We start from the raw sequence: 21656 nt of genomic DNA on the forward strand, positions 1-21656 counted from the left end.
TTTCTAAATGAACACTGTTTTATTATTCATGGGAGGCTTTGTTTTTCATTTTTTTAAACAGTAGCGCAACAGTTGGATTGGTGTCGGAATACATCCAAAGACAGTGACAGCGCTATTGTAGGACAGACTAAAAAGGGTATTTACATGCTTAAATCAACATTTCTATTAGGCCTAGTTGGCTTGGTTTCACTTCCTACTTATGCTGCTGGTATCGAAGGCGGTCCATACATTGGTGCAGGCCTTGGTGTCTACCAAGATTCAGACACTGACGGGGCTGGTAGTTTAGATGCTGAAAGCATGGGTTATAACCTTTACGGCGGTTACCAATTTAACCGTATTGTAGGTATCGAACTTGGTTACACGGATTACGCTGACTACGAAAAATTTGGTACTAAAGTGTTGTCGCCGACCTCTTTTTCTGTTGCTGCAAATGTAGGTTACACATTTGATAACTCAATCCGACCTTTCGTGTTGGCTGGCCTGAGCTATGTTGACCTAAACGCTCATGGTTCGAGCTACATTGATGACGATTCTGGTGCTGGTTTTCACTTCGGTGTTGGTGTTGAATATACCCCGGTTGAGAACCTTACACTGCGTCTAATTTCACAGGCAGATGCCGTAAACATCGAACTCTTTAATAACAATGGCAATAGAATCGCGAGCAGAGATGTGGCGTTCAGCAGCGTTACTTTAGGTGCTTCGTACAACTTCTAACAGCTTCATATTTTGGGTCATAAAATAGCTTAAATTTTAGTCGTCAGTTGATTCAATCATCAGATAATTTAATGATTAGTTAAGTGAATTGAATGAGTGACTAACTAATTGGTTTACAAAGTGACCCGTTAGTTTTGAGCCCACGTTATCAAGCGATACCGTGGGCTTTTTTGTAGCTCAGTAGATTCGTAAAGAAGGTATAATGTGTAGAATCTCATCTTTGACAAAACCGAGAATGCTAGATGTCTGAACTAATCCAACAACAAATTGGAAATATCGCACTAGTCGTCGAAAACTATGACGATGCAATCGAATTTTATACTAAGAAACTTCAGTTTACTTTGGTTGAAGACACTGATTTAGGTGGTGGTAAGCGTTGGGTTCAGGTGTCGCCACCCAACTCGAACGGTACTAACTTGCTAATAGCTCAGGCGAGCAATGAGGAACAGAAAAAAGCGATCGGCAACCAAACTGGCGGCCGTGTATTCTTGTTTTTGCAGACCAATGATTTTTGGCGTGATTATGAGCTAATGAAAGCGAAAGGTGTTGTGTTTAATGAAGAGCCACGAGAAGAAGCGTACGGAACGGTCGTGGTTTTCCAAGATCTGTATGGTACTAAGTGGGACTTGCTACAGTTGAATCGTCCCAACCATTAAGTTCTAAGTTAACTCGATTTACACATCAAAACCGCTCTAACTTTGAGCGGTTTTTTCATATGAAAAGTATCGATTGATGGTACGTTGAAAACAAAGCCTATAAAGCCTGAATTTTATTGTTTTTCACAAGCTTATAAAAGGAAAATAATGCTAACCCATTTGGTAGTTGATCGGTATTTTGATAAATTAAAGCTATTATAGACATCCAGTGAGCCGCAATGAAAATTCTTCACACGTCAGATTGGCATCTTGGCCAAAACTTCTACAATAAAAGCCGCAAAAACGAACATGAACGGTTTTTACAATGGTTGCTAGAGCAAGTTACTGATCACGATATCGACGCAATTATCGTGGCTGGTGACATCTTCGATACCAGCACACCGCCAAGTTATGCCCGTGAGATGTACAACAAGTTTGTTGTCGACTCGAATAAAATTGGTTGCCAGTTAGTGCTATTGGGCGGTAACCATGATTCTGTGTCGGTACTTAAAGAAACACAGCAATTGTTGAAGTATATGGGCGCGGACGTGATTCCAAATACCAATGAAGATCATGCGACTCAGGTTGTCGAGCTGAAAGGTAAGGGCGGCGAGGTTGAAGCGCTAGTTTGTGCGATCCCTTTCATCCGCCCTCGTGATGTTTTAACCAGCCAAGCAGGCGTGTCGGGTGTTGAGCGTCAGAAACAGTTGGGCGACGCGATTAAGCAGCATTATAAAGATGTCTACGATGCAGCAGTCGAAAAACGCGATACTTTTGCTAACCGCGACACAATGCCGATCATTGCGACAGGGCACTTAACCGCAATGGGTGTGAAGCAATCTGACTCGGTGCGTGATATATACGTTGGTAATTTGGATGGTTTTGCTGCCGACGGTTTTCCAAATGCCGATTACATCGCGCTTGGACATATTCACCGACCTCAAGTTGTTGCTAAGCGAGAACACATTCGTTACTGCGGCTCGCCAATCCCGCTCAGTTTTGATGAATTGAAATCTCAAAAGCAAGTGTGTGTGGTTGAGTTTGTTGAAGGCGAACGCACCATTTCTCAATTGTCTGTCCCGACATTCCAACTGTTGGCCGAAATCAAAGGTGATTTGAGCGAGATTGAATCTCAACTGAATCAATATATTGGTTTGGAAGAAGGCCAAAGCGTGTGGTTGTCTATTGAAGTTCGAGCACAAGACTATCTATCGGATTTACAAGAACGCATGCGTGCCTTAACCGAAGACTTAAACGTTGAAGTACTTCAGTTAAGAAGAGCAAGAGAGCGCCGAAACCAATCGTTAGAGCAAGAATCAGCAGAGACATTAGCGGAACTCACGCCAATAGATGTGTTTGAGAAACGTATCGCACTCGAGGAGTTTGAAAGCGATACAGAGAAAGCGCGCTTAGAAAGAATGACGGTGAAGTTCAAGCAAGTAATTGTCGAAGTGTCTCATGGAACTGATGATTTAAACGGTACAGAAGAGTAATCAAGAATGAAAATCTTAAGCTTAGAATTTGAAAACTTAAACTCTTTGAAAGGGCGTTGGAAGCTCGATTTCACACAGTCGCCTTTTGCCGAAAACGGCTTGTTTGCGATCACCGGCCCTACCGGGGCCGGTAAGACGACGATTCTTGATGCGATTTGTTTGGCATTGTTTCATCGTACACCACGGTTAAGAAGTATCGCCAAAGGCACTAATGAGCTGATGACGCGCGGCACTGGCGAATGTTTTGCTGAGATTGAATTTGAAGTAAAAGGAAAAACTTACCGTTCGAACTTTCATCATAAAAGAGCTCGTGGTAAGCACGATGGCGCGCTGCAAACGCCAACTTGTGAGTTTGCAGATGCAGACAGCGATGTGGTTTTAGAAACGCAGCTGACTAAGAAAATTAAGATGGTTGAAACCGTAACGGGTTTGGACTTTTCTCGCTTCACTAAATCGATCATGCTTTCACAAGGTGAGTTTGCAGCGTTCCTAAATGCCAATGCAAATGATCGAGCAGAACTCCTTGAAGAGCTGACTGGTACAGAAGTCTACAGCCTGATTTCAGAGCGTATTTATGATCACTTCAAATCGAGCGAAGAGTCACTTAATCACCTTAAAGCGAAAGCAGAAGGCGTGAGTTTACTGTCTGAAGAGCAAATCCAAGAACTGACTGGCGAGCGAGAGGCTCTCGAAGCTGAACAGAAGCGTTTAGCCGATCAGCTGAAAGAGTGGCAAGCACATCTCAGTTGGTGGAAAGAAGTGACCAAAGCTGAGCAAACTATCACGACCAGTGAGCACGATCTTAAAACGGCTCAAGATGAACTAGATCGCAACCAAACATCATTAGTTCGTTTAGCAAACAGTGAACCTGCTGAAAAACTGCGTCCAATGCACAAAGATCTAAAGCGTTGCGAGCAAGAGGTCAACACTACTCAAGCTAACTTAGGCAACAGTACCAAGTTACTTGCTGTCCGTGATGCAGAAAAACAAGACGCACAGACTAAACTGACTCAAAGCAGTGTGATTGTCGAACAAGTCAAAGCCGAGCAGCAAGATCAGGAGAAGATCATTGAGCAAGTTCGCCCACTCGATAACCAAATTGCAGTGCTCAAAGATAAACAGACAGCGGCCGTTAACGCAGCGAACACGCTAAACGACCAACAAATGCAACAGCGTAATCAACAGCTCGTTTTAGTGCAAAAAACTGATGAGCTGAAACAACAAGAGCAACTCAGCACTGATTACCTAAATACTCATCAAGCTGACCAACATCTAGAAAAATACTTAGGTCAGTGGCAAGCCAAAGTAGAGCAAGTTCGCACCCTTGAGCGTCAGCATTCAGAGCAGTTGAACTTAGCGAAGCAAGCCTTGTCTGCGGTTGATGCTCAGCAATCAGTGATCAAGTCAGCTCAAGAAGAAAAAGCATCGCAAGACAAAGCATTAGCTGAACTGGTTGTAAAGGAAAGCAATGCAGAGCAACAATGGGAAGCATTGCAAGGCAACACCAGTGAACAAGTGTTGAATGCACAAAAAAATCTGTTGGAGTTTTGGAATCGCAATACGCACTCATTGCTTGAGGTTAATCGTGGCTTCTTAAATGCCCAGCAACAGCTGCACGCTAAAACTCAGGGTCATCGAACTAACACTCAGTTGGTCGACAAGCTTTCGAAAGAGCGTGCAGTGCTGGTGGAGCGATACAAAGAAAAAGAGACTTCACTTGAGCGATTAACGCGCTTGATTGATCAAGAAGGCGAACTGGCAAAATATCGTGCAGCATTAGAATCTGGATCTGAATGCCCACTGTGTGGTTCAACAGACCATTATATTGAGCAGTCACAAGATATTGCCAACTTAGTTGCTCAACAAGAACGTGAAAAGCATGAGCTAGCGGTTATTAAAAAGGACGGCCAAGAGCACCGTCAACAGTTAGATTCTCTAGCACCAATGATTACGGGGCTTAACGATGACATTCAACGTGCGCAAGAGGATATTCAGCAAGCTCAACTTAACTGGCAAGGCATTGTTGGTAAGCTTCAGCAGAGCTTATCGGATTTCGTTGGCACGGCTCCAGAATTAGCATTGTTGACGGTAAGCGATTTAGGCAATGAAGCTTCAGTTGCGACTTTCGCTCAGCAGTGTGAACTTCTACTAAGTCAGATCTCGCAGCAACTCAAAGCGCTAGGTGATGCTAAAGCTCACTATGCCGAAGCTGAGAAACAACGCTTATCTGTAAGTGTTATGGCTGACAAGGCGCAATCTAACCTTGAGTTGGCCGAGCAACGCTTAGCTGACTTGAATAAGCAAAACCACAGCACAATTAAACAAGTGGCTCAGATCGCTCAAACGAAAGAGCAGCAATGGAACTCTTTGAAAGAGAGTATTGTTCAAACTTCTATTGAAGCACCTGAACTTGAGCATATTGATGATTGGTTTACTGCAAAATCGCAAGCATCAAACACATGGCAGCAAACTAAACAGCAACAGGCCGATATTGAGAAGCAGCTACTCACTCAAAATGCTGAATTGAAAACGCTAGATGACAAGTTGAGCAGCCTTGAGAAAGAGCTTGCGACATTGACGCAAGAGAGTGAGTCTTTAGTGTCAGAGCTCACTCGTGTAACTGCTGAAAGGACAGAGTTATTTGGTGATAAAGACATTCAAACCACCAGCAATGCGATGAAGCAAAAAGTCACTGAAGCGGTGAGTACATTTGATGCCGCTCAGTTGGTGCTTAACCGTTGCGAACTTGAACATCGAACCGAACAAACCAAACACACAAGCTTCTCTGAAGAGTTGATGAGCAAGCAATCAGCTCATACGCAAGCGCAGCGTGCTTGGTTAGAAGCAATGAAAGCTAGCCCATTTGAAAGTGAGGCTGATTTTGAAGCTGCGTTACTAGACGAAGAGGTTAGAACTCAACTTCAAAGCTTGAAGAAGACACTTGAAGAAGCAATCGTAAGCGCACAGGCGAGATTGAACAGTGCTAAAGCGAATAGAGTTGAACTGCAAGCTCACGAGAAAGCCGAAACATGGAGCGCCTTACCGCAAAATGAAGTAGAGCTAGCGACGGCTCAATGTCAAAATGAACAGCAACAACATGCTACTCAAATAGGTGTAATTTCTGCGAATCTAGAGACCGACCGTCAGAATCGCAGCAACCAACAAGACTTGTTCAAACAGATAGAAGAACAGCAATTGGAGTTTGATGACATATCACGTTTGAATTCTTTGATTGGCTCAAGAAATGGTGACAAGTTCCGTAAGTTCGCTCAGGGCTTAACACTTGAGAACTTGGTGTACTTAGCCAATAAACAGCTACAACGTTTGCATGGGCGCTATGAATTGAAACGTAAGGTTGATGATGCTTTAGAGTTGCAAGTGCTAGATACTTGGCAGGGCGATGTGATGCGAGATACCAAAACGCTCTCGGGTGGTGAAAGCTTCTTGGTGAGTTTGGCACTAGCGTTAGCGCTATCTGATCTTGTAAGCCACAAAACCAGTATTGATTCGTTGTTCCTCGATGAGGGTTTCGGAACGCTAGACAGTGATACCTTGGATATAGCGCTTAACGCATTAGATAACTTGAACGCTTCAGGCAAGATGATTGGTGTGATAAGCCACGTAGAAGCATTGAAAGAGCGCGTGCCTGTGCAGCTCAAGGTGACCAAACACTCAGGCCTTGGCTTCAGTGAGATGGAAGAACAATACAAGGTTGTTGTTTAGTTAAACTTTTCGCTATGTGTACAAATACATGCAGGCATAGATAAAGATAAAACAGCTCATCGGCTCTGTCGCTCTCCCTTCTGGAGGTTGACGGCGTTGGGCTGTTATCTTTCACCGCCGTCATTCATCGAAGCGAGGGGCGAGCGTAATGGGGAATCTCTAGTAAACGAAGAAAGTTCATTCAGCGATAAGGAAGCATCAATGCACAAGAAACCATATCTACCCACGAAGATATGTCCGGTTTGCCAAAAACCATTTGGATGGCGCAAGAAGTGGGAGCGTTGCTGGGAAAATGTCATCTACTGTTCAGAGCGCTGTCGTCGCAACAAATCCTAATTTAGATCGATATGATCCAACCAGTGACACTTAAAGTGTTAGACTTAAAAGCCTACCGATCTACAAACACAGCCATTACTCCAATCAAGTGACATCAACACCAAATCGCTGTTTAAAAAAACAATCACCCCAATTCTTAATGGTTTTAAGAACCAATTGATAATCACTTCTTCATTTCTTAAGTTAATATTTCTATCTGTAAGATAACTGCTGTATAAAGGCGGCATGAAGATACCAAAAAGAATACAGCCTTTAGTTGACGATGGTTTAGTCGACGAGGTAACAAGCCAACTGATGAGTGGCAAAGAAGCGTCAGTGTATATAGTACGCTGCGGCGATACGATCCGTTGTGCCAAGGTTTATAAAGAAATAAGCCAACGTAGCTTCAAGAAAGCGACAGCATATCGAGAAGGGCGCAAAGTCCGTAATAGCCGTCGAGCTAGAGCCATGGAAAAGGGCTCGGGTTTCGGTCGTGAGCAACAAGAAAAAGTATGGCAAAGCGCTGAAGTTGATGCTTTATATAAATTGGCAGAGGCAGGCGTTCGTGTACCCATTCCTTATGGCTGTTTCGACGGCGTGCTTCTTATGGAGCTAGTCACTGATGATGACGGTTATGTCGCGCCAAGACTAAACGATGTCGTGATGCCAGCTGAACAAGCGATTGAAGATCACCAAGTCATGATGACCTACGTGGTCAAAATGCTGTGTGTTGGTTTGATTCATGGCGACTTGTCTGAGTTCAACGTGCTTGTGGATGAATATGGTCCAGTGATCATTGATTTACCACAAGCGGTTGATGCATCTGCCAATAATAATGCAGAGTGGATGTTGACTCGCGACGTAAATAATATTCGTGATTATTACGCTCAGTTTGCACCAGAGTTATCAACGACAGAGTATGCTAAGGAAATATGGGCTCTGTACGAGAAGGGCGACCTTAAGCCAGATACTAAGCTAACCGGTGAGTTTACAGAAACCGATGAATTAGCGGATATCGAAGCTATCATGCAAGAGATAGATGCGGCAAGAGTTGAAGAACAACACCGTCGTGAACGTGTTAAAGAAGAAAAAGAAGGTGTCGACGACAGCAAATTTAATTGGTCTGAGTCTTAGTAAAGACCAATTAAATCAAAGCTGAACCTAAGCTATGCCTCTTTTGATAAGACAACGTTAACTGTAACGAACTGCTTCTTCCAGACGACTAAACCCAATAGAGCCAAAACTCTGTTGGGTTTTCTGTTTTTATACCAATCACAGTAAGTGATTTAACAACGATAGCTTAGAAACGGTAGAGAACGAAGCCGTGTTTTTCGATAAGTAATGATTCTAGAATCAAAAGTTCAGACGAGGTTATCGGATTTTTTAACGATCTATGGTCAGAATTATTTACCACGATCGGTAGTCCTTATCACCAAGTCAATTGCTCACCATCATACGCGTAAAAGTTGCCACTGTTTTCCGGTATTGCACTGCTGATTATGTCGACCAGTTGGTGGGCGACGTAGCTCGATTCAAACAGCTTTCCTTCAGGCACATTCGCTTGAAATGGCTTTGACAACGCGGTATCAGTTGTACCTGGATGCAGTACTAACACGGTTCCTTTCTTAACCGTTCGTTGCCATTCAATCGACATGGTTTTGATAAACATGTTTAACGCTGCTTTTGATGAGCGATAGCTGTACCAACCGCCTAATCTGTTATCTGAAATACTGCCTACCTTAGCTGAGACGACCGCGAATTTTGGATTGTCACTGAATCTTAGAACAGGTGTGAAATGTTTAGCCAACAGTAAGCTTGGTAGTGTATTAACAGAGATGTTTTTCAGAAAAAATTCAGGGTCGATAGACGATAAGTTCTTTTCCGGCCCAAGGTTTGGCGTGTGAAGCATCCCTACGCAGTTGATTAACCAATCAAGTTTATTGAACCTCGCGCTTAGTTGTGCGACTTCTGTTTCGTTGGTTGCATCGAGTTGATGCCAGTGAAGTCGCGTGTCTTCAAGAGTGGGGCATTGCGAGTGGTAAGTTGCATCAACCTGAACATCGAGAAAATCAAAATGAGACAGCTCAGACAGTAGGTGTTGAACCACTGCGAAACCAATTCCGCCGCTGCCACCAATGACTAATATTTGTAATCTGAGTTGTTCCACCATTATAAGTTCTCCAAGTTAGTCAGTCGTTGTTCTGCAGTATCGAGAATTGCTTGTTGGTCGTGCTGATCCATATTGTCCCAAGATCGATATAACATGCCCATGCGCGGGTTACGGTTTAACGCATCGCGATGTTGATTCATGAAGCGCCAGTACAAGCTATTGAATGGGCAAGAGGATTCACCGCTGCGCTCTTTTATCTGATAGTGGCATCCTTTACAGTAATCACTCATACGGTTGATGTACGAACCGCTGGCAGAGTATGGTTTGGTTCCTACGATGCCGCCATCCGCAAACAGTGCCATACCTCGCGTATTTGGCATTTCGACCCATTCAATCGCATCTACGTAAATGCCAAGGTACCAACTGTCGACTTGGTCAGGTGCTATGCCAGTTATCAAGCAGAAGTTGCCAGTGATCATCAGCCTCTGAATGTGATGTGCATAAGCAAACTCAAGGGATTGACCAATCGCGTGCTTCATGCAATTCATTTTGGTTTGACCATCCCAAAAGTAATGAGGTAATTGTCGGTCGGCTGAATAATAGTTTTTATTGGCATAAGCGGGCATGTTGGCCCAATACACGCCTCGAATGTACTCACGCCAACCAAGTATTTGGCGTACGAAACCTTCGACCTGAGCGATATCGATGCTTGGTTTATCTTGAGCCTTTGACGCTTCAAAAGCCGAGAGTGCCGCATCAATGACTTCGCGAGGGCTAAGCAACTTGCTGTTCAAAGAAAAAGAGAGACGACAATGATACAAGCTCCACTTTGAATCGTGTTCTGTAGTCATTGCATCTTGAAATTGACCAAACAGTGGCAAGCAAACTTGGCAAAAATGAGCGAGTAGAGACAAGCTTTGAGCTCGGTTTACTGGCCATAAGAGTTGCTCACCAACTTCGCCAATGGTTTGTACATGATGACGCTCGATGCGCTTCAAAAGGTCCGAGATATCGTTAGAGAACATCAAAGGCTGCGGTAAGTTGGCGATGTCTTGCTTCTTAAGCTTTTTACGATTGTTGGCATCGTAGTTCCACTTACCACCAACCGGTTTGTCATCCTCCAACAAAATGTCGAAACGTTTTCTCATCCGACGATAGAAGTGTTCCATCATAATGTGTTTGTCTTTCGGAAACTGCCTTTCAATTTCCTCAAACGGAAATAAGAAGTGCTCAGTATCACAACATCCTTTGGTAACATTGGTTAGTTTGAGTTTTGCCATTTGCTGAAGTAAGCGATATTCATCCGGTCTTTGGTATTCAAATTTTTCGGCGTCGAACTCGCTTACATAATGTTGAAGCAGGGCATCCAGGTTTTCGAATTGCGCTGTGTCATCCAATGTTAAATGCAGTACCTGATGACCTTGTTGAGTGAGTTCGTTGGCGAAATAGGACATGGCAGAGAAAAATGCAGCGACTTTCTGAATGTGAGACGCGACATAATCCGTTTCTTGTTTGAGCTCAGCGATCATATAAATCACACTATCGTCGACTTGCTGAAACCAAGAGTGTTCAATGTTGAGTTGATCACCAAAAATAAGGCGTACAGTTTTGAATTTCATAGCTTGTCCTGCTTAGAGGCGGAGGTTGTATGTTGGCCCGTCTCTTTCCATTGATTAATAAAGACGTGGTCTGGATCGTACATCTCTGTCTGTTTTGCTAGATCAAAGTGGCGTGATTTAGGCTGTGATTGGTTTATACTTTGATCCTTGTGGATTGATTGGTTGTTATGGATTGATCGGTTGTTATGGCTTGATTGAGTGTTGTGGACTGGTTGATTAAGATCCCCAGCGATATACGCCCAATTTCCCCAGTTCGATGCCACGTCATAGTCAACGAGTTGGCTTTCGAAATAAGCGGCGCCGTTTCGCCAATCCACTCCTAATTCATAAATCAAACAACTTGCGGCCAATTGTCGGCCACGATTAGACACGTACCCCGTAGTATTAAGTTGGCGCATGCAGGCGTCGACAATCGGATAGCCCGTATTGCCGCATTTCCAATTAGCGAAGTTTTGTTGAGTCGTGTTGGTTGCCAGGACCGAATCGATGCTTGGGTTGTCTGTGCCGTTTTGAAACAGGGATGACCCTAAAGATAAGCACTTCCAATAAAAATACTCACGCCAAAGTAGCTCAAAGAAAATCCAATAGGTTGAATCGTTTGAGCCATGTTTCGCTTCAAATTGGACAAGGTTGCGGTAGACCGTCTTTGGTGAGACACAGCCGAGCGCTAACCATGGTGAGAACTTGGTTGAATTTTCTTTGCCATCGAACGCGTTTCTGGTCTGTTTATATTGGTGAGCATAGGGATGTGAAAAATAGTCGTGCAAATGAGCTAGGCCGGCTTGCTCTCCGCCAATGAAGCTGCTGTTGTGTAAACCGTTTACGTTTGTGTTGCTGATGTTTAGGCAGTGTTCATCGAACTTTGAATTAGAGGCCTGTTTCGAGTGACAGTGTGACAAAGCTTTAGGCATTGGTGGTAGTGTGGTGATGCTTAGGCTTTGTGTATCAATAGGTAAGTGCTCGACTAATTTTCTAAACTTGGTGAACGAGCGAGGTAACTTAGATAACTCAAAGGGAAGCTGCTCCAGCTCTAACAGAGTTGAATGATGCTGCTGCATTAAAATTAATTTTGGAAAGTTAAACTGTATCGATTGCACAAGATGTCGCTCGTCAAAGCCACAATGATGACTCACAAACAAGTGTGTGGCTTGCTGTGATTTGATAATTTCACTCAGTGCGAAGTCTCTACTCATTTCCTCATCAGTTAATGTTGAAGATCGCAGAACGATGAGCTCTTGCCCTAGGTTAGCTAGGCGGCTTTCTAAATCAGTAATAGACTGAGAAATGAATTTTGCTCGCTCTGCCCCATATTGTTGCTCTTTCGCAAACTTGCGAGAGAATACGGACAAATTCGGCTCGATCACTACACATATCAGTTCATCAACGAGCCGAGACGCTTTACCAAGCAACTCGTTATCGTCGGCTCTTAAATCGTTGGTGAAAAGATAGAGGCCAATCTTCTTCATTGTTTACACTCTGTTTTGTTAATTATTAGACGCTTACGAGTTGATCGGGCGCTAAGATCACAAATGAATGCTGGACGTCGATGATAGTAGTGGGCGATTTAAAGTGGACACGAGAACGAGGTTAAAGAGTACATAACCGAAAGAAGATAGAAGCGAAAGAGCGCACAAGCCAACCAATAACACGGAGAGAGGTTGGCTAATCGTGTTTGGCTTCAACGTCCTTTCTCTTAGACATCGTATATTTTAAAATCAGCCTACTCCATTGGGACGACTAAGATATCGACTGGAGAGGTGTCGATAATTTGTTTCGAATGGGAGATGATCTTATGCCAAAAATCATGGTGGTGACCACATAGCAACAGGTCGACTTTGTTTGCCTCGATGGTATTTTTGAGCTTGTTGTTCAAATCACCAGTACCCACAAAGATATGGTTGATTGGATGTTTGGCGTAAGTCTCGAACTCTTTCAATTTTGCTAAGGTATCTTCATTGAAAGGTAGATCACTGCTATTTCCCTGAATATCAACGAGTTCTGGATAAATTTCTCCGTGTGTACCATCGATATAAACAAACGAAATACTAGCCTCTAGTTTGTTCGCAAAGAAGGTCGCTCTATCAATGAGAATTTTAGTGTCTTCAGACAGTTCAAGTGCGACCAGAATATGTCGGTATTCCATAATTAAAGCCTCTTATTGTGATTTCTTTTACAAGCATAGTTTTTGTTGGCGTAAATTATATCGAAGAGGTCCCATATTGCGCAAAAACGTCATTCAAAGATCTTCTAAGCATTGTGATATTTATATCGCTTTGATTGATAAGAAATTTACAAAAGGTTGTTATAGTGAAGCGCGCTCGATGTTCTACGCGATTCAACAAACTAATGCGCTAATAACTAAGAGGCACTAATGACAGCATTACTTACCATTCCTACTCGAACATTAGGCTTTGATTATGACATTGAAATCAGTGACTGGTCTCAAAAGCTGGCCGGCTTTCATGTGTTTGAAGGTGGTAGGCGGCCACTTGATGGTGGCATTGGTTTAAGCTTAAATCTTGTCGAGCAATTTGATGTTGACGGTCGTTGGTTAAACTCATTGCCGGTTCGCTATCGTGAGATCACAGACGATTTCCCAGAGTACCAATATCAAATGCTGTGGTTGGCTGCGAATACCTATGAGGCTGGGCAATTATTGGAGTTGCGTCCGGTCATCTTGGCGTTGATTTGCATGAAATACAGCGTTGATAACCAAAAGGCGTTGGCGCTTAGCCGTTTAGGGCAAAAGAAGATCCTTGAGAAATTGGGCTTAGATAGCAGTAAGGCCACCCTCAAATTCATCGATAAATTAGAGCTTCACTACAATGTGGGTGATGAGCTTGACCATATAATGCGTATTCTTGAACCTCTGCAAAGACGCGTATTGAAGTTTAAGCATTATTCCAAAGTAGGCTACACAGCGTTGCGTTTGGATCAGGTTCATCCGTTTTTAACTGGCAGCCGATTAGGTATTGCTATGGTTAAAGAAGGCAGACTTAATGCACCATCGAAAATGGCGATGTTCCAAGATGCGATATTGCTAGGGCAAGATTTGGAGATAGGAGATCCGCTTCGTGCCATTACCAGTCAGAACTCTTTTGCGATGTTTGAACAACTTCACGACCGTTGGACGGAACAGCGTCAATTACGTCGCTTAGAAGGTAACCGACCAATGGATAAAGACATTCCTTATCCCGTTCCTTTGCTAGGGAACGACAATATTCATCCCCTCACTGATTATTACGATTTGGAACGCGAAGGCATTGAGCAGAAGCACTGTATTGGTGTCTATCACAACCGAATCATGAGCGATCGTTATGTGGTATTCCGCATGCTTAAACCCCAAAGACTAACTATAGGTTTGCGCCGTGTTCCGAGCAAAGCATTTCCGTTTGAAATTGACCAAATCTGCGGAAAAAGAAATGTACAACCATCGAAATCCGCACGGCAAGTGATTCACGACTGGTTAGAAGAAAGTAAACACAAGTACATGAAGTAAAGGGACCGCTTATATGTATCAACAAGGCGATCTATGCCCACATTGTGGTTTGATTATTGTGATGCCTACGGATCTACAAGGCGAATGCCTAGGGTGTGGGGAAGAGATAAATCAAGACCCAGCAGACGAATACGACGAAGAAGAGTAGCTTTACCTACACTTAGATTAAACAAGGCTAGGATGGCCAAATTACTCCCTTTCAAAGGACGGAAAAAATGCAGAAAGTAATATTTAGAAATTGTGATGAAAGCTCACCTTATTGGAGTGTGTTAGAAGGCTTATTTCAAAGTGAATGGTCTGATTTTAATTTTAAAGACACCTATAAAGAAAACATACAACTCCCTCCTGTTATAACAGCACTTAGCGATAATGTGGTCATTGGTGGCTTGGCGTACTCCCACTTTCAGGAACCTCATCAAGTGAATGATGTGGTTTGGATTAATGCGGTTTATGTTGATGAGAAATGGCGTGGTCAAGGTATTGCCAGTGAATTGATTAAGCGAGCACTCGCACAAATGCCAGACTATTATCAATCTCAACCCGAGACTGACTCAACTTCTAAGTTGTACGCCTACACTAATACTGCACCGTTATATCTTTCACTCGACTGGTCAATTGTTGATATAGAATCGGACCCCGCGCACCATGTAGTAAGCGTCTTATTTTAGAATCTTTATAGCACAGCAGCTACTTGTCATGTGAGTAGTAACAAAAGGTTAAAAAGGCTTTGTGCGATTCTAAGTACCAGTATTCGCAGCTTATTTCCTTCAATGCGCTATTTCTCAGATTAACGCTTTCACTTATCCCAAACTCCATTGCATTTTGGGTTATTTGCTTCAATTTCGCATCTTTAAAATTCAAATCTCGCGTAGAGAACTTAACGAGTGCTTTGTATATCGACTCTTTAGCTGAAAAGAGCAGTGTGATGGCTTGCGCTTTGGTTAACCTTGCACTCATTGCTAAATCGACTTCTTGTCCCTCTACAATCATGCTTCCAATTTCGTTGCAAACACCACTCGAAATGATCTTTTGCACATCGATACCAAGATTCTCTCGATCTGAATGATAGGAGGGGGTAACTGCAACGCATGCCAAGCTTTCGCAGTGCGAAATGGATCCAATAGTGCCAACAGGGAATTGAGGGCTACGGTCGATGTTCGGCTCAAGAGTGCAATGTTCGAAGCCTAATTCCTCTAGCTTGCTCGCCACTAAATAGCGACCAACAAAATACTCAGCTTTTCTCTTGTTAATGGAGCGGATGATAGCTTCAGGGCAATAAATATTGGTTTGTTCAAACATACTGTCGCAAAAGCGCGTGTAGTCGAACTGTGTTAGCTGGATGTCGACACCGTCGCTTCGCGCCGTTGTATTGTTCACCCCGGTGTTGGCGTATCCAAAAGGCCATAGCGCTGTTTCAGTATCAAGGGCTAGTTCATTGCTCATAAAGCCAAAATTTCCAGGAAGCGGACGAAAGGGGTTGTTCATCATTGAGTTTACCATTTTGCAACAAGGTGAATAATTGACTCTAAGCTTTATATTCTAAAGTTAAGCTTCTAACCCTTTAAATTATAGGGGAAAAGCTAGTATGGCATATAGTTTAATCTAAATGAAAATCGTTTGCATTTGAATTTTTGCAAGTGTATAAAAGCGTGTCTGTTAATGATTTTATGAATATGTTCATATTTCATTAATTTTTTAGTGAATGGTGTGTTTTAAGGTTGAAGATATGATCGAAGCAAGAGGGCTCGGTTTTAGCGTCGGGGATAAACAGCTACTCAAGGCGTTCAATGTATCGTTTGAGCAAGGAAAAATTTACGCTTTGGTTGGGCACAATGGTTCGGGGAAATCGACGTTATTGAAGTTGTTGGCAAAGCAACAGAACGCCACATCTGGCGACATCATTCTAAAAGACAAATCGATCGCTAAGTGGTCGGATAAAGATTTCGCCAAGCAGATCGCATACTTACCACAACATTTACCAGCCACTGACAGCTTGTCTGGACAAGACTTAGTCAGCTTTGGTCGTTATCCATGGCATGGCTTATTAGGGCGCCTTTCGAGTAAAGACAAACAGTACGTTCAAGAGGCGATGCAACTAACTGATACGGCTAAGTACGCCGATCGTTTGGTTGACACTTTATCTGGTGGTGAACGCCAGCGTGTTTGGCTAGCTATGTTGTTAGCACAGCGAACCAAGTATCTATTACTTGATGAGCCATTGTCTGCACTCGATATCGGCCACCAGATTGAGATGCTGACCTTGATTAAACGCCTGAGTAGCACTTTGAATATTGGCGTGATCATCGTAATACACGACATCAACATGGCAGCACGTTTCTGCGACCATATCATTGCCTTACATAGTGGGGAGTTACTGATTGAAGGTGAGGTTGACGAGGTATTTAGAGAGCCGGTATTACAAGATATCTACGGCGTTCCGATGCACATTACCCAGCATGCAGCAGGCTACCCTGTCGCGATGCCAGGTGATTTGGAGCCAGCATGATGTGTCCGTTTAGCTCTCGTACATTCAACAATCACTGCTTATTAAGTTACGTCGGTCTGCGGAGATCAAGCCGCATTAAGACGGTGACACTTTTATCTATCTTGATGACGTTATCTCCCTTTTCAATGGCCGAGCAAGAATCGCTTAATGCCAATAATCACCATGCACCGCGGATGGTTTCGATTGATTGGACCCATACTGAAACGCTATTAGCGCTTGGTGTTACGCCTGTTGCTGTCGCGCAAATTCCAGACTATAACTCTTGGGTTAAATCGCCAGAAATCCCTCATGCTGTTGCTGATGTTGGGCTAAGAACCCAACCAAATCTTGAGCGTATTCATGAGCTCAAGCCAGACAAAATATTACTCTCTCCGATGTTTTCAACATTGGAGCCCCAACTAAGCAAAATCGCACCTGTTACCACTATTGGTTTGTACCGAAGTGGAGATGTGGATTGGTCAGCGCTAGAGCGAGTGACTCGTCTATTGGCCCAGGTCACTGAGGTCAGTCAACAAGCTGAGATCCTAATCGAAAAAGCCAATCGCGAAATGGACCGCTTGGCTTCCTCATTGCCACAAGACGTACCTGCGTTATTAATGGTTCAGTTCATGGATACCAACCACGTTCGCGTTTTTGGTGACAACAGTTTGTATAAAGCGTCGATAAATAAGATTGGCCTTCAAGCGGCTTGGAAAGGGCAGACTAATGGGTGGGGCTATAGCTTAGTCGGTGTCGATCAACTGATTGGTGTTGAAGGGCAGATTGTAATTATTTCTCCTATGCCAGCGGGCACAAAAGCGCACCTTAAAAAGAATCAGTTTTGGCAATATATAGTGAAAGAGTCGGGTTATCCGGCACTGCAGATTCCTGCGGTATGGAGCTTTGGGTCTATCCCTTCAGCCACTCGCTTTGCAAGGTTCATTGTTTCTGAGCTGAATGACGGGAAGGTGTTATGAGAGTTCTCTCGTTCGGAGTCTTGACTCTGTTGATGGTTTCTACATTGATGCTCATTGGGTTGCATTTATCCGTACCTCAGTTCGGGTTAGATCGAATATCGAGTCTGTGGGTGGCCGATTTTGCTTCACCTGAGTCGGTTAAGCTGCATTTGGCTTGGTGGCCTAGGTTATTTACCACTTTATTGTCAGGAGCAGCTCTGGCAGTTGCTGGTGTGTTGATGCAACAAGTGCTCAGAAACCCATTAGCTTCGCCATCGACCTTAGGTGTTGCAAGCGGTTCAAGCTTTGCGTTGATGCTCGCAACACTTTATGCCCCTTGGCTTTTAGAGTGGTCATACTCCTTCGTGGCACTTATCGGTGGCGTTGCGACCATTGGCTTGGTGTTTGCGCTATCGTGGCGACGTGCCTTGTCTCCAACTGTGGTGATTGTTTCTGGTTTAGTTGTCAATCTCTATTTTGGCGCAGTAAGCACAGTCCTTCTGATGATCAACCAGGACAAACTCAATGGTTTGATGATCTGGGGCGCAGGTTCCTTGGTCCAAACTGGGTGGGAGGATGTTCAATATCTTGCACCGCGTTTGGTTATCGCAACACTTATAGCGTTTCTGTTCGTAAAGCCTTTAAGTTTGCTCCAGTTATCAGAGCAGGGTGCTAAAAGCTTAGGTGTGTCACTGGCGAAGTTGAGAGTCGTCTGCTTAGGGCTGGCAGTATTGCTGACTGCTTGGGTTGTGAGCGCAGTTGGTGTGATTGGTTTTGTTGGCTTGGCGGCTCCGGCTTTGACACGTTTAATGGGCATTCACCGCTTAGTACCTAAGTTGCTGGTGTCGATGATGTTAGGCGGTTTACTATTGAGCCTAACCGATCTCCTGATTCAACAACTGCCAGGCATTATGTCGATGTTTATTCCGACAGGGGCAGCGACAGCGGCTTTGGGCGCGCCGCTTCTGTTGTGGTTACTGCCGAAACTGTCGATGAAAAGCCAGTCACAAACACAAACAGTATTGACGCGTCATAATGAAATTGCTTCTCGCCTGAATAAAAGCTCTGTGTTGTTGGCGACAGTGTTGATTGTTCTTTCGCTCATCGTGTTCAGTCTGTTTTCAGTCCAGAGTGAAGGTTGGCGTTGGTTGTTTCAAACGCGCGATTGGGCATTGCTTGAGTGGCGTTTACCTCGATTAATGGCGGCTGCACTAGCTGGAGGAATGTTAGCGGTCGCAGGAACTATTGTTCAGCGTTTGAGTGGCAACCCAATGGCGAGCCCAGAAGTGATTGGTATAAGCTCTGGTACAGCTCTTGGTTTGATCATTGCCATTTTTTCCGGTCTAGGAAGTAGCGTTGTTGGTCTTTACACCGGTGGTTTTATTGGTGCGGCCTGTACGTTAGGCATCATAGTTGTACTCAATCAAAAGTCGGGCTTTCAACCTGAAAGAGTGTTGCTTACCGGCGTCGCGATAACGGCTCTGATGAATGCAGTACAAAGCTTCGTGTTGGCAGGGGGCGATCCGAGAAGCTATCAAGTGTTGGCGTGGTTAGCTGGCTCTACTTATTACGTGACTGAAGTAACGTTAATGCCATTGCTTTTGTCTTCGGTTGTATTTATTTCGCTCGGTTTTGTGTGCGCTCGTTGGTTAGATGTTTTACCACTAGGGCAGGCTAGTGCGCAGTCACTTGGCGTGAACGTGTCTCGATCTCGAATCCTATTGTTGGTGCTGGTGGCATGTTTAACCGTGAGTGCGACATTGGTGGTTGGCCCGTTGAGCTTCGTTGGTTTAATGGCACCGCACATGGCGAGATTGTTTGGTTATAGCCGTGCTAAAGAGCACCTCATTTGTTCATCGTTGATCGGTATGGCACTGATGTTGTTTTCTGATTGGCTCGGTAGACAATGGCTTTATCCGCAAGAAATCCCAGCAGGGCTGGTGGCTTCTATCATCGGTGGCATGTACCTGATGTGGGGCTTAAGAAGGCTTTAGCAGCGCCATTAGAGCCGTGTCGCAATAGGCTCTATGGTTCAGTGTTTGCATGATTCAACGTAAACGAGGTTATCTTTCAATGTTGTTGATAATGATAATCACAATAATAATTAATTAACTGGTGTGTATGAAATGGGATTGATCCTACTGCTAGCGGAAAAACAGAAAAAATCACTGTGTCTGGTGATCTTGTTGAGTATCGCGAGTGCATTTCTGAGTGTGGGCGTTATCGCGTTTATCCAACACAAACTACTGGAAAACAGTGGTGTGCTTTCTGATACTTTGATTCAGTTTTCGTTGTTGCTGATTGGCCTTTTAGTTACGGCGACCGTCGCACAAGTGGCACTCCATAAGCTTGGACACCAATTCGTGTACAACAAGCGGTGTGAGTTGGTTTCTCAACTGTTAAATACCGATATTGAGCAAGTGGAGAAGGTAGGGAGTGCCGGCGTCCTAGCTTCGCTTAACACCGATATTCGAAATATCACGATCGCATTTGTCCATTTGCCTGAATTGATTTATGGCTTGGTGCTTACCTTTGTTGCTCTAGCTTATTTAGCTTTCTTATCTATGCCCTTGTTTGGTATCAGCGTTTTAATGCTCTCTTTAACCGGTGTCATAGGTTACATGCTCGTTACGCGTATCACCAAACACGTTAAACAGGTCCGTGAGTACGACGATAACTTGTATCACGACTATCAGTCTTTGATTGATGGTCGAAAAGAGCTGTCGTTGAACCCGTTCAGAGCCAAACGTTATTTCGACGAAACCTTTTCGATTAATGCTGAAGGCTATCGAAAGGAAGTGACGCAGGCCGATATCTTAAATGGTTTTGCGGCAAACATGGCGAACACGGTAGTGCTAGCTTTGATTGGCTTAAATTTTTACCTCGCAATTGGGCTAGGTTGGGCGACAGTCGAAGTCGCGTCGACCTTCGCTTTAGTCGTGCTGTTTATGAGAACTCCATTAATGTCGGCGGTCGGTTCAATTCCAACGCTAATCACCGCAAATATTTCAATGCGAAAGCTGTCGTCTTTGGATTTGAGTCCTAATCGAACGCTCAATCCTAAATCTGCACAAACGAAAGTCTTTAAGTCGTTGTCGTTGGTCGAAGCGAGCTATCGATACCGTTCAGATTCAGATGGTGACTCATTCGGAGTCGGTCCAATTAACTTCAAAATCGAACGTGGCGAACACATCTTCGTTATTGGTGGCAATGGTAGTGGTAAATCAACTTTTGCTCGCTTGCTGACCGGTCTTTACCGACCCCATGCCGGGCAAGTGTATGTTGATGGCAATGAGGTAACACAGCAGCATTGGCAGGATTACAGACAGCAATTCTCTGCTGTGTTCAGTGATTTTCATCTGTTTCATCAAATTGTCGATGGAGAAGGTCAAGACATTGATAGCAAGGACATAGACGAGTGGATGGTTAGGTTAGAAATGGCTCATAAAGTCGACCACAAGCAGGGCACCTTGAGTGATGTTCGTTACTCACAAGGGCAACGAAAGCGCCTAGCACTCATGATGTCTGTTCTAGAGAAACGCGGCTGTATTTTGCTTGATGAGTGGGCCGCTGATCAGGACCCACGTTTTAGAAAGCTCTTTTACCGCAAGTTGCTGCCTCTATTAAAAGAACGTGGCGTAACGGTTATCGCCATTACTCATGATGATGCTTATTTTGATGTCGCAGACCGTATTTTCAAAATGGATAGCGGCAATCTTATTGAGTTGAGTAAAGGGAATTTGGCTCAAGCACACCAAGCACTAGAAAGTGTTGTGGCTTGAGTATTTAAGAACCGGTTTAGGTTCAGAAAACACAATAAATAAAGTTAGTTGAGGAAAACATGAGTATTGATAGCCCAAATACAGAATTCACCGTTGTTATTAACGCGCAAGAACAATACAGCATTTGGCCAACGTACCACTTAGTACCAAATGGTTGGACTGAAGTAGGCGTAAAGGGCAATAAAGAACACTGCCTTGAACATATCCGCGAAGTCTGGACCGATATGCGTCCGAAAAGTCTGCGTGACGCGATAGATGCTCTAGAAAACTAAACCCGTTTAACCTTTAGTCAGTACCTGTACTTTTCGCCTGTAGCGGGCGAATT

General features: G+C 44.0%; 19 protein-coding genes. 14 read left to right on the top strand and 5 right to left on the bottom strand.

Annotation, left to right across the window (positions count from 1 at the left end; all coding sequences use genetic code 11):
- Positions 1–144 precede the first annotated feature (144 nt).
- The 6 genes from ACFI6G_RS01915 to ACFI6G_RS01940 all read left to right on the top strand — a co-directional run bounded on the left by ACFI6G_RS01915 (position 145) and on the right by ACFI6G_RS01940 (position 8014).
- Positions 145–714 (top strand): porin family protein, encoded by a 570-nt coding sequence (locus ACFI6G_RS01915; RefSeq protein WP_010441142.1) that lies wholly within the window; start codon positions 145–147, stop codon positions 712–714.
- A gap of 242 nt (positions 715–956) precedes the next feature.
- Positions 957–1370: a VOC family protein gene (locus tag ACFI6G_RS01920; RefSeq protein WP_016769230.1), complete on the top strand. Its 414-nt coding sequence runs from the start codon at positions 957–959 to the stop codon at positions 1368–1370.
- 218 nt (positions 1371–1588) lie between these two features.
- Entirely contained in the window at positions 1589–2842 is a 1254-nt protein-coding gene (gene sbcD, locus ACFI6G_RS01925) for an exonuclease subunit SbcD (protein ID WP_016769231.1), read from the top strand.
- 6 nt (positions 2843–2848) lie between these two features.
- Entirely contained in the window at positions 2849–6565 is a 3717-nt protein-coding gene (locus tag ACFI6G_RS01930) for an AAA family ATPase (protein WP_462710113.1), read from the top strand.
- A gap of 201 nt (positions 6566–6766) precedes the next feature.
- Positions 6767–6901: a DUF2256 domain-containing protein gene (locus ACFI6G_RS01935; protein ID WP_081275620.1), complete on the top strand. Its 135-nt coding sequence runs from the start codon at positions 6767–6769 to the stop codon at positions 6899–6901.
- A 225-nt stretch (positions 6902–7126) separates the two neighbouring features.
- A complete protein-coding gene (locus tag ACFI6G_RS01940) occupies positions 7127–8014 on the top strand; it encodes a PA4780 family RIO1-like protein kinase (RefSeq protein WP_010441137.1) in 888 nt (295 codons plus the stop codon).
- Between the two features lie 295 nt (positions 8015–8309).
- On the opposite strand, the gene ACFI6G_RS01945 is transcribed toward ACFI6G_RS01940, so the two are convergent.
- The 4 genes from ACFI6G_RS01945 to ACFI6G_RS01960 form a co-directional block, all read right to left on the bottom strand.
- A complete protein-coding gene (locus tag ACFI6G_RS01945; protein WP_010441136.1) occupies positions 8310–9050 on the bottom strand; it encodes an SDR family oxidoreductase in 741 nt (246 codons plus the stop codon).
- Entirely contained in the window at positions 9050–10609 is a 1560-nt protein-coding gene (locus ACFI6G_RS01950) for a cryptochrome/photolyase family protein (RefSeq protein ID WP_016799750.1), read from the bottom strand. Before ACFI6G_RS01950 ends, ACFI6G_RS01945 begins: the two co-directional genes overlap by 1 nt.
- Complete coding sequence (locus tag ACFI6G_RS01955; RefSeq protein ID WP_016788709.1) at positions 10606–12075, bottom strand: DASH family cryptochrome; 1470 nt, start codon at positions 12073–12075, stop codon at positions 10606–10608. Before ACFI6G_RS01955 ends, ACFI6G_RS01950 begins: the two co-directional genes overlap by 4 nt.
- 254 nt (positions 12076–12329) lie before the next feature.
- The gene (locus ACFI6G_RS01960) at positions 12330–12752 is read right to left on the bottom strand and encodes a universal stress protein (RefSeq protein ID WP_010441133.1); all 423 of its coding nucleotides are present in this window, start codon (positions 12750–12752) and stop codon (positions 12330–12332) included.
- A 228-nt stretch (positions 12753–12980) separates the two neighbouring features.
- On the opposite strand from ACFI6G_RS01960, the gene ACFI6G_RS01965 reads away from it, so the two are divergent.
- From ACFI6G_RS01965 to ACFI6G_RS01975, 3 genes are all read left to right on the top strand, one after another.
- Positions 12981–14108, top strand: a complete 1128-nt coding sequence (locus ACFI6G_RS01965) for a PcfJ domain-containing protein (RefSeq protein WP_010441132.1) — start codon at positions 12981–12983, stop codon at positions 14106–14108.
- 13 nt (positions 14109–14121) lie between these two features.
- Positions 14122–14256 (top strand): hypothetical protein, encoded by a 135-nt coding sequence (locus ACFI6G_RS01970; protein ID WP_016784477.1) that lies wholly within the window; start codon positions 14122–14124, stop codon positions 14254–14256.
- 67 nt (positions 14257–14323) lie between these two features.
- On the top strand, positions 14324–14776 hold the full coding sequence (locus ACFI6G_RS01975; protein WP_010441129.1) for a GNAT family N-acetyltransferase: 453 nt from the start codon (positions 14324–14326) through the stop codon (positions 14774–14776).
- 19 nt (positions 14777–14795) lie between these two features.
- On the opposite strand, the gene ACFI6G_RS01980 is transcribed toward ACFI6G_RS01975, so the two are convergent.
- Entirely contained in the window at positions 14796–15596 is an 801-nt protein-coding gene (locus tag ACFI6G_RS01980; protein ID WP_010441127.1) for a 4'-phosphopantetheinyl transferase family protein, read from the bottom strand.
- A gap of 238 nt (positions 15597–15834) precedes the next feature.
- Between ACFI6G_RS01980 and ACFI6G_RS01985 the strand changes: the two genes are divergently transcribed.
- The 5 genes from ACFI6G_RS01985 (at position 15835) to ACFI6G_RS02005 (ending at position 21603) form a co-directional block, all read left to right on the top strand.
- Complete coding sequence (locus tag ACFI6G_RS01985; protein ID WP_010441125.1) at positions 15835–16614, top strand: ABC transporter ATP-binding protein; 780 nt, start codon at positions 15835–15837, stop codon at positions 16612–16614.
- Complete coding sequence (locus ACFI6G_RS01990; RefSeq protein WP_016769239.1) at positions 16611–17570, top strand: ABC transporter substrate-binding protein; 960 nt, start codon at positions 16611–16613, stop codon at positions 17568–17570. The genes ACFI6G_RS01985 and ACFI6G_RS01990 overlap by 4 nt, the downstream gene beginning before the upstream one ends.
- Positions 17567–19543, top strand: coding sequence for a Fe(3+)-hydroxamate ABC transporter permease FhuB (gene fhuB, locus ACFI6G_RS01995; protein WP_010441121.1), 1977 nt, complete (start codon positions 17567–17569; stop codon positions 19541–19543). Before ACFI6G_RS01990 ends, fhuB begins: the two co-directional genes overlap by 4 nt.
- Positions 19544–19675: 132 nt before the next feature.
- A complete protein-coding gene (locus ACFI6G_RS02000; RefSeq protein ID WP_010441119.1) occupies positions 19676–21331 on the top strand; it encodes a multidrug ABC transporter permease/ATP-binding protein in 1656 nt (551 codons plus the stop codon).
- A gap of 59 nt (positions 21332–21390) precedes the next feature.
- Positions 21391–21603, top strand: a complete 213-nt coding sequence (locus tag ACFI6G_RS02005) for an MbtH family protein (RefSeq protein WP_010441117.1) — start codon at positions 21391–21393, stop codon at positions 21601–21603.
- Positions 21604–21656 lie beyond the last annotated feature (53 nt).

The organism is Vibrio sp. PSi01 (assembly GCF_054960695.1).

Coding starts and splice junctions, on each gene's coding strand:
- ACFI6G_RS01970 (WP_016784477.1), top strand. CDS start 14,122: ATGTATCAACAAGGCGATCTATGCCCACATTGTGGTTTGATTATTGTG.
- ACFI6G_RS01945 (WP_010441136.1), bottom strand. CDS start 9,050: ATGGTGGAACAACTCAGATTACAAATATTAGTCATTGGTGGCAGCGGC.
- sbcD (WP_016769231.1), top strand. CDS start 1,589: ATGAAAATTCTTCACACGTCAGATTGGCATCTTGGCCAAAACTTCTAC.
- ACFI6G_RS01960 (WP_010441133.1), bottom strand. CDS start 12,752: ATGGAATACCGACATATTCTGGTCGCACTTGAACTGTCTGAAGACACT.
- ACFI6G_RS01965 (WP_010441132.1), top strand. CDS start 12,981: ATGACAGCATTACTTACCATTCCTACTCGAACATTAGGCTTTGATTAT.
- ACFI6G_RS01990 (WP_016769239.1), top strand. CDS start 16,611: ATGATGTGTCCGTTTAGCTCTCGTACATTCAACAATCACTGCTTATTA.
- ACFI6G_RS02005 (WP_010441117.1), top strand. CDS start 21,391: ATGAGTATTGATAGCCCAAATACAGAATTCACCGTTGTTATTAACGCG.
- ACFI6G_RS01930 (WP_462710113.1), top strand. CDS start 2,849: ATGAAAATCTTAAGCTTAGAATTTGAAAACTTAAACTCTTTGAAAGGG.
- ACFI6G_RS01920 (WP_016769230.1), top strand. CDS start 957: ATGTCTGAACTAATCCAACAACAAATTGGAAATATCGCACTAGTCGTC.
- ACFI6G_RS01980 (WP_010441127.1), bottom strand. CDS start 15,596: ATGATGAACAACCCCTTTCGTCCGCTTCCTGGAAATTTTGGCTTTATG.
- ACFI6G_RS01975 (WP_010441129.1), top strand. CDS start 14,324: ATGCAGAAAGTAATATTTAGAAATTGTGATGAAAGCTCACCTTATTGG.
- ACFI6G_RS01955 (WP_016788709.1), bottom strand. CDS start 12,075: ATGAAGAAGATTGGCCTCTATCTTTTCACCAACGATTTAAGAGCCGAC.
- ACFI6G_RS01950 (WP_016799750.1), bottom strand. CDS start 10,609: ATGAAATTCAAAACTGTACGCCTTATTTTTGGTGATCAACTCAACATT.
- ACFI6G_RS01985 (WP_010441125.1), top strand. CDS start 15,835: ATGATCGAAGCAAGAGGGCTCGGTTTTAGCGTCGGGGATAAACAGCTA.
- ACFI6G_RS01935 (WP_081275620.1), top strand. CDS start 6,767: ATGCACAAGAAACCATATCTACCCACGAAGATATGTCCGGTTTGCCAA.
- fhuB (WP_010441121.1), top strand. CDS start 17,567: ATGAGAGTTCTCTCGTTCGGAGTCTTGACTCTGTTGATGGTTTCTACA.
- ACFI6G_RS01915 (WP_010441142.1), top strand. CDS start 145: ATGCTTAAATCAACATTTCTATTAGGCCTAGTTGGCTTGGTTTCACTT.
- ACFI6G_RS01940 (WP_010441137.1), top strand. CDS start 7,127: ATGAAGATACCAAAAAGAATACAGCCTTTAGTTGACGATGGTTTAGTC.
- ACFI6G_RS02000 (WP_010441119.1), top strand. CDS start 19,676: ATGGGATTGATCCTACTGCTAGCGGAAAAACAGAAAAAATCACTGTGT.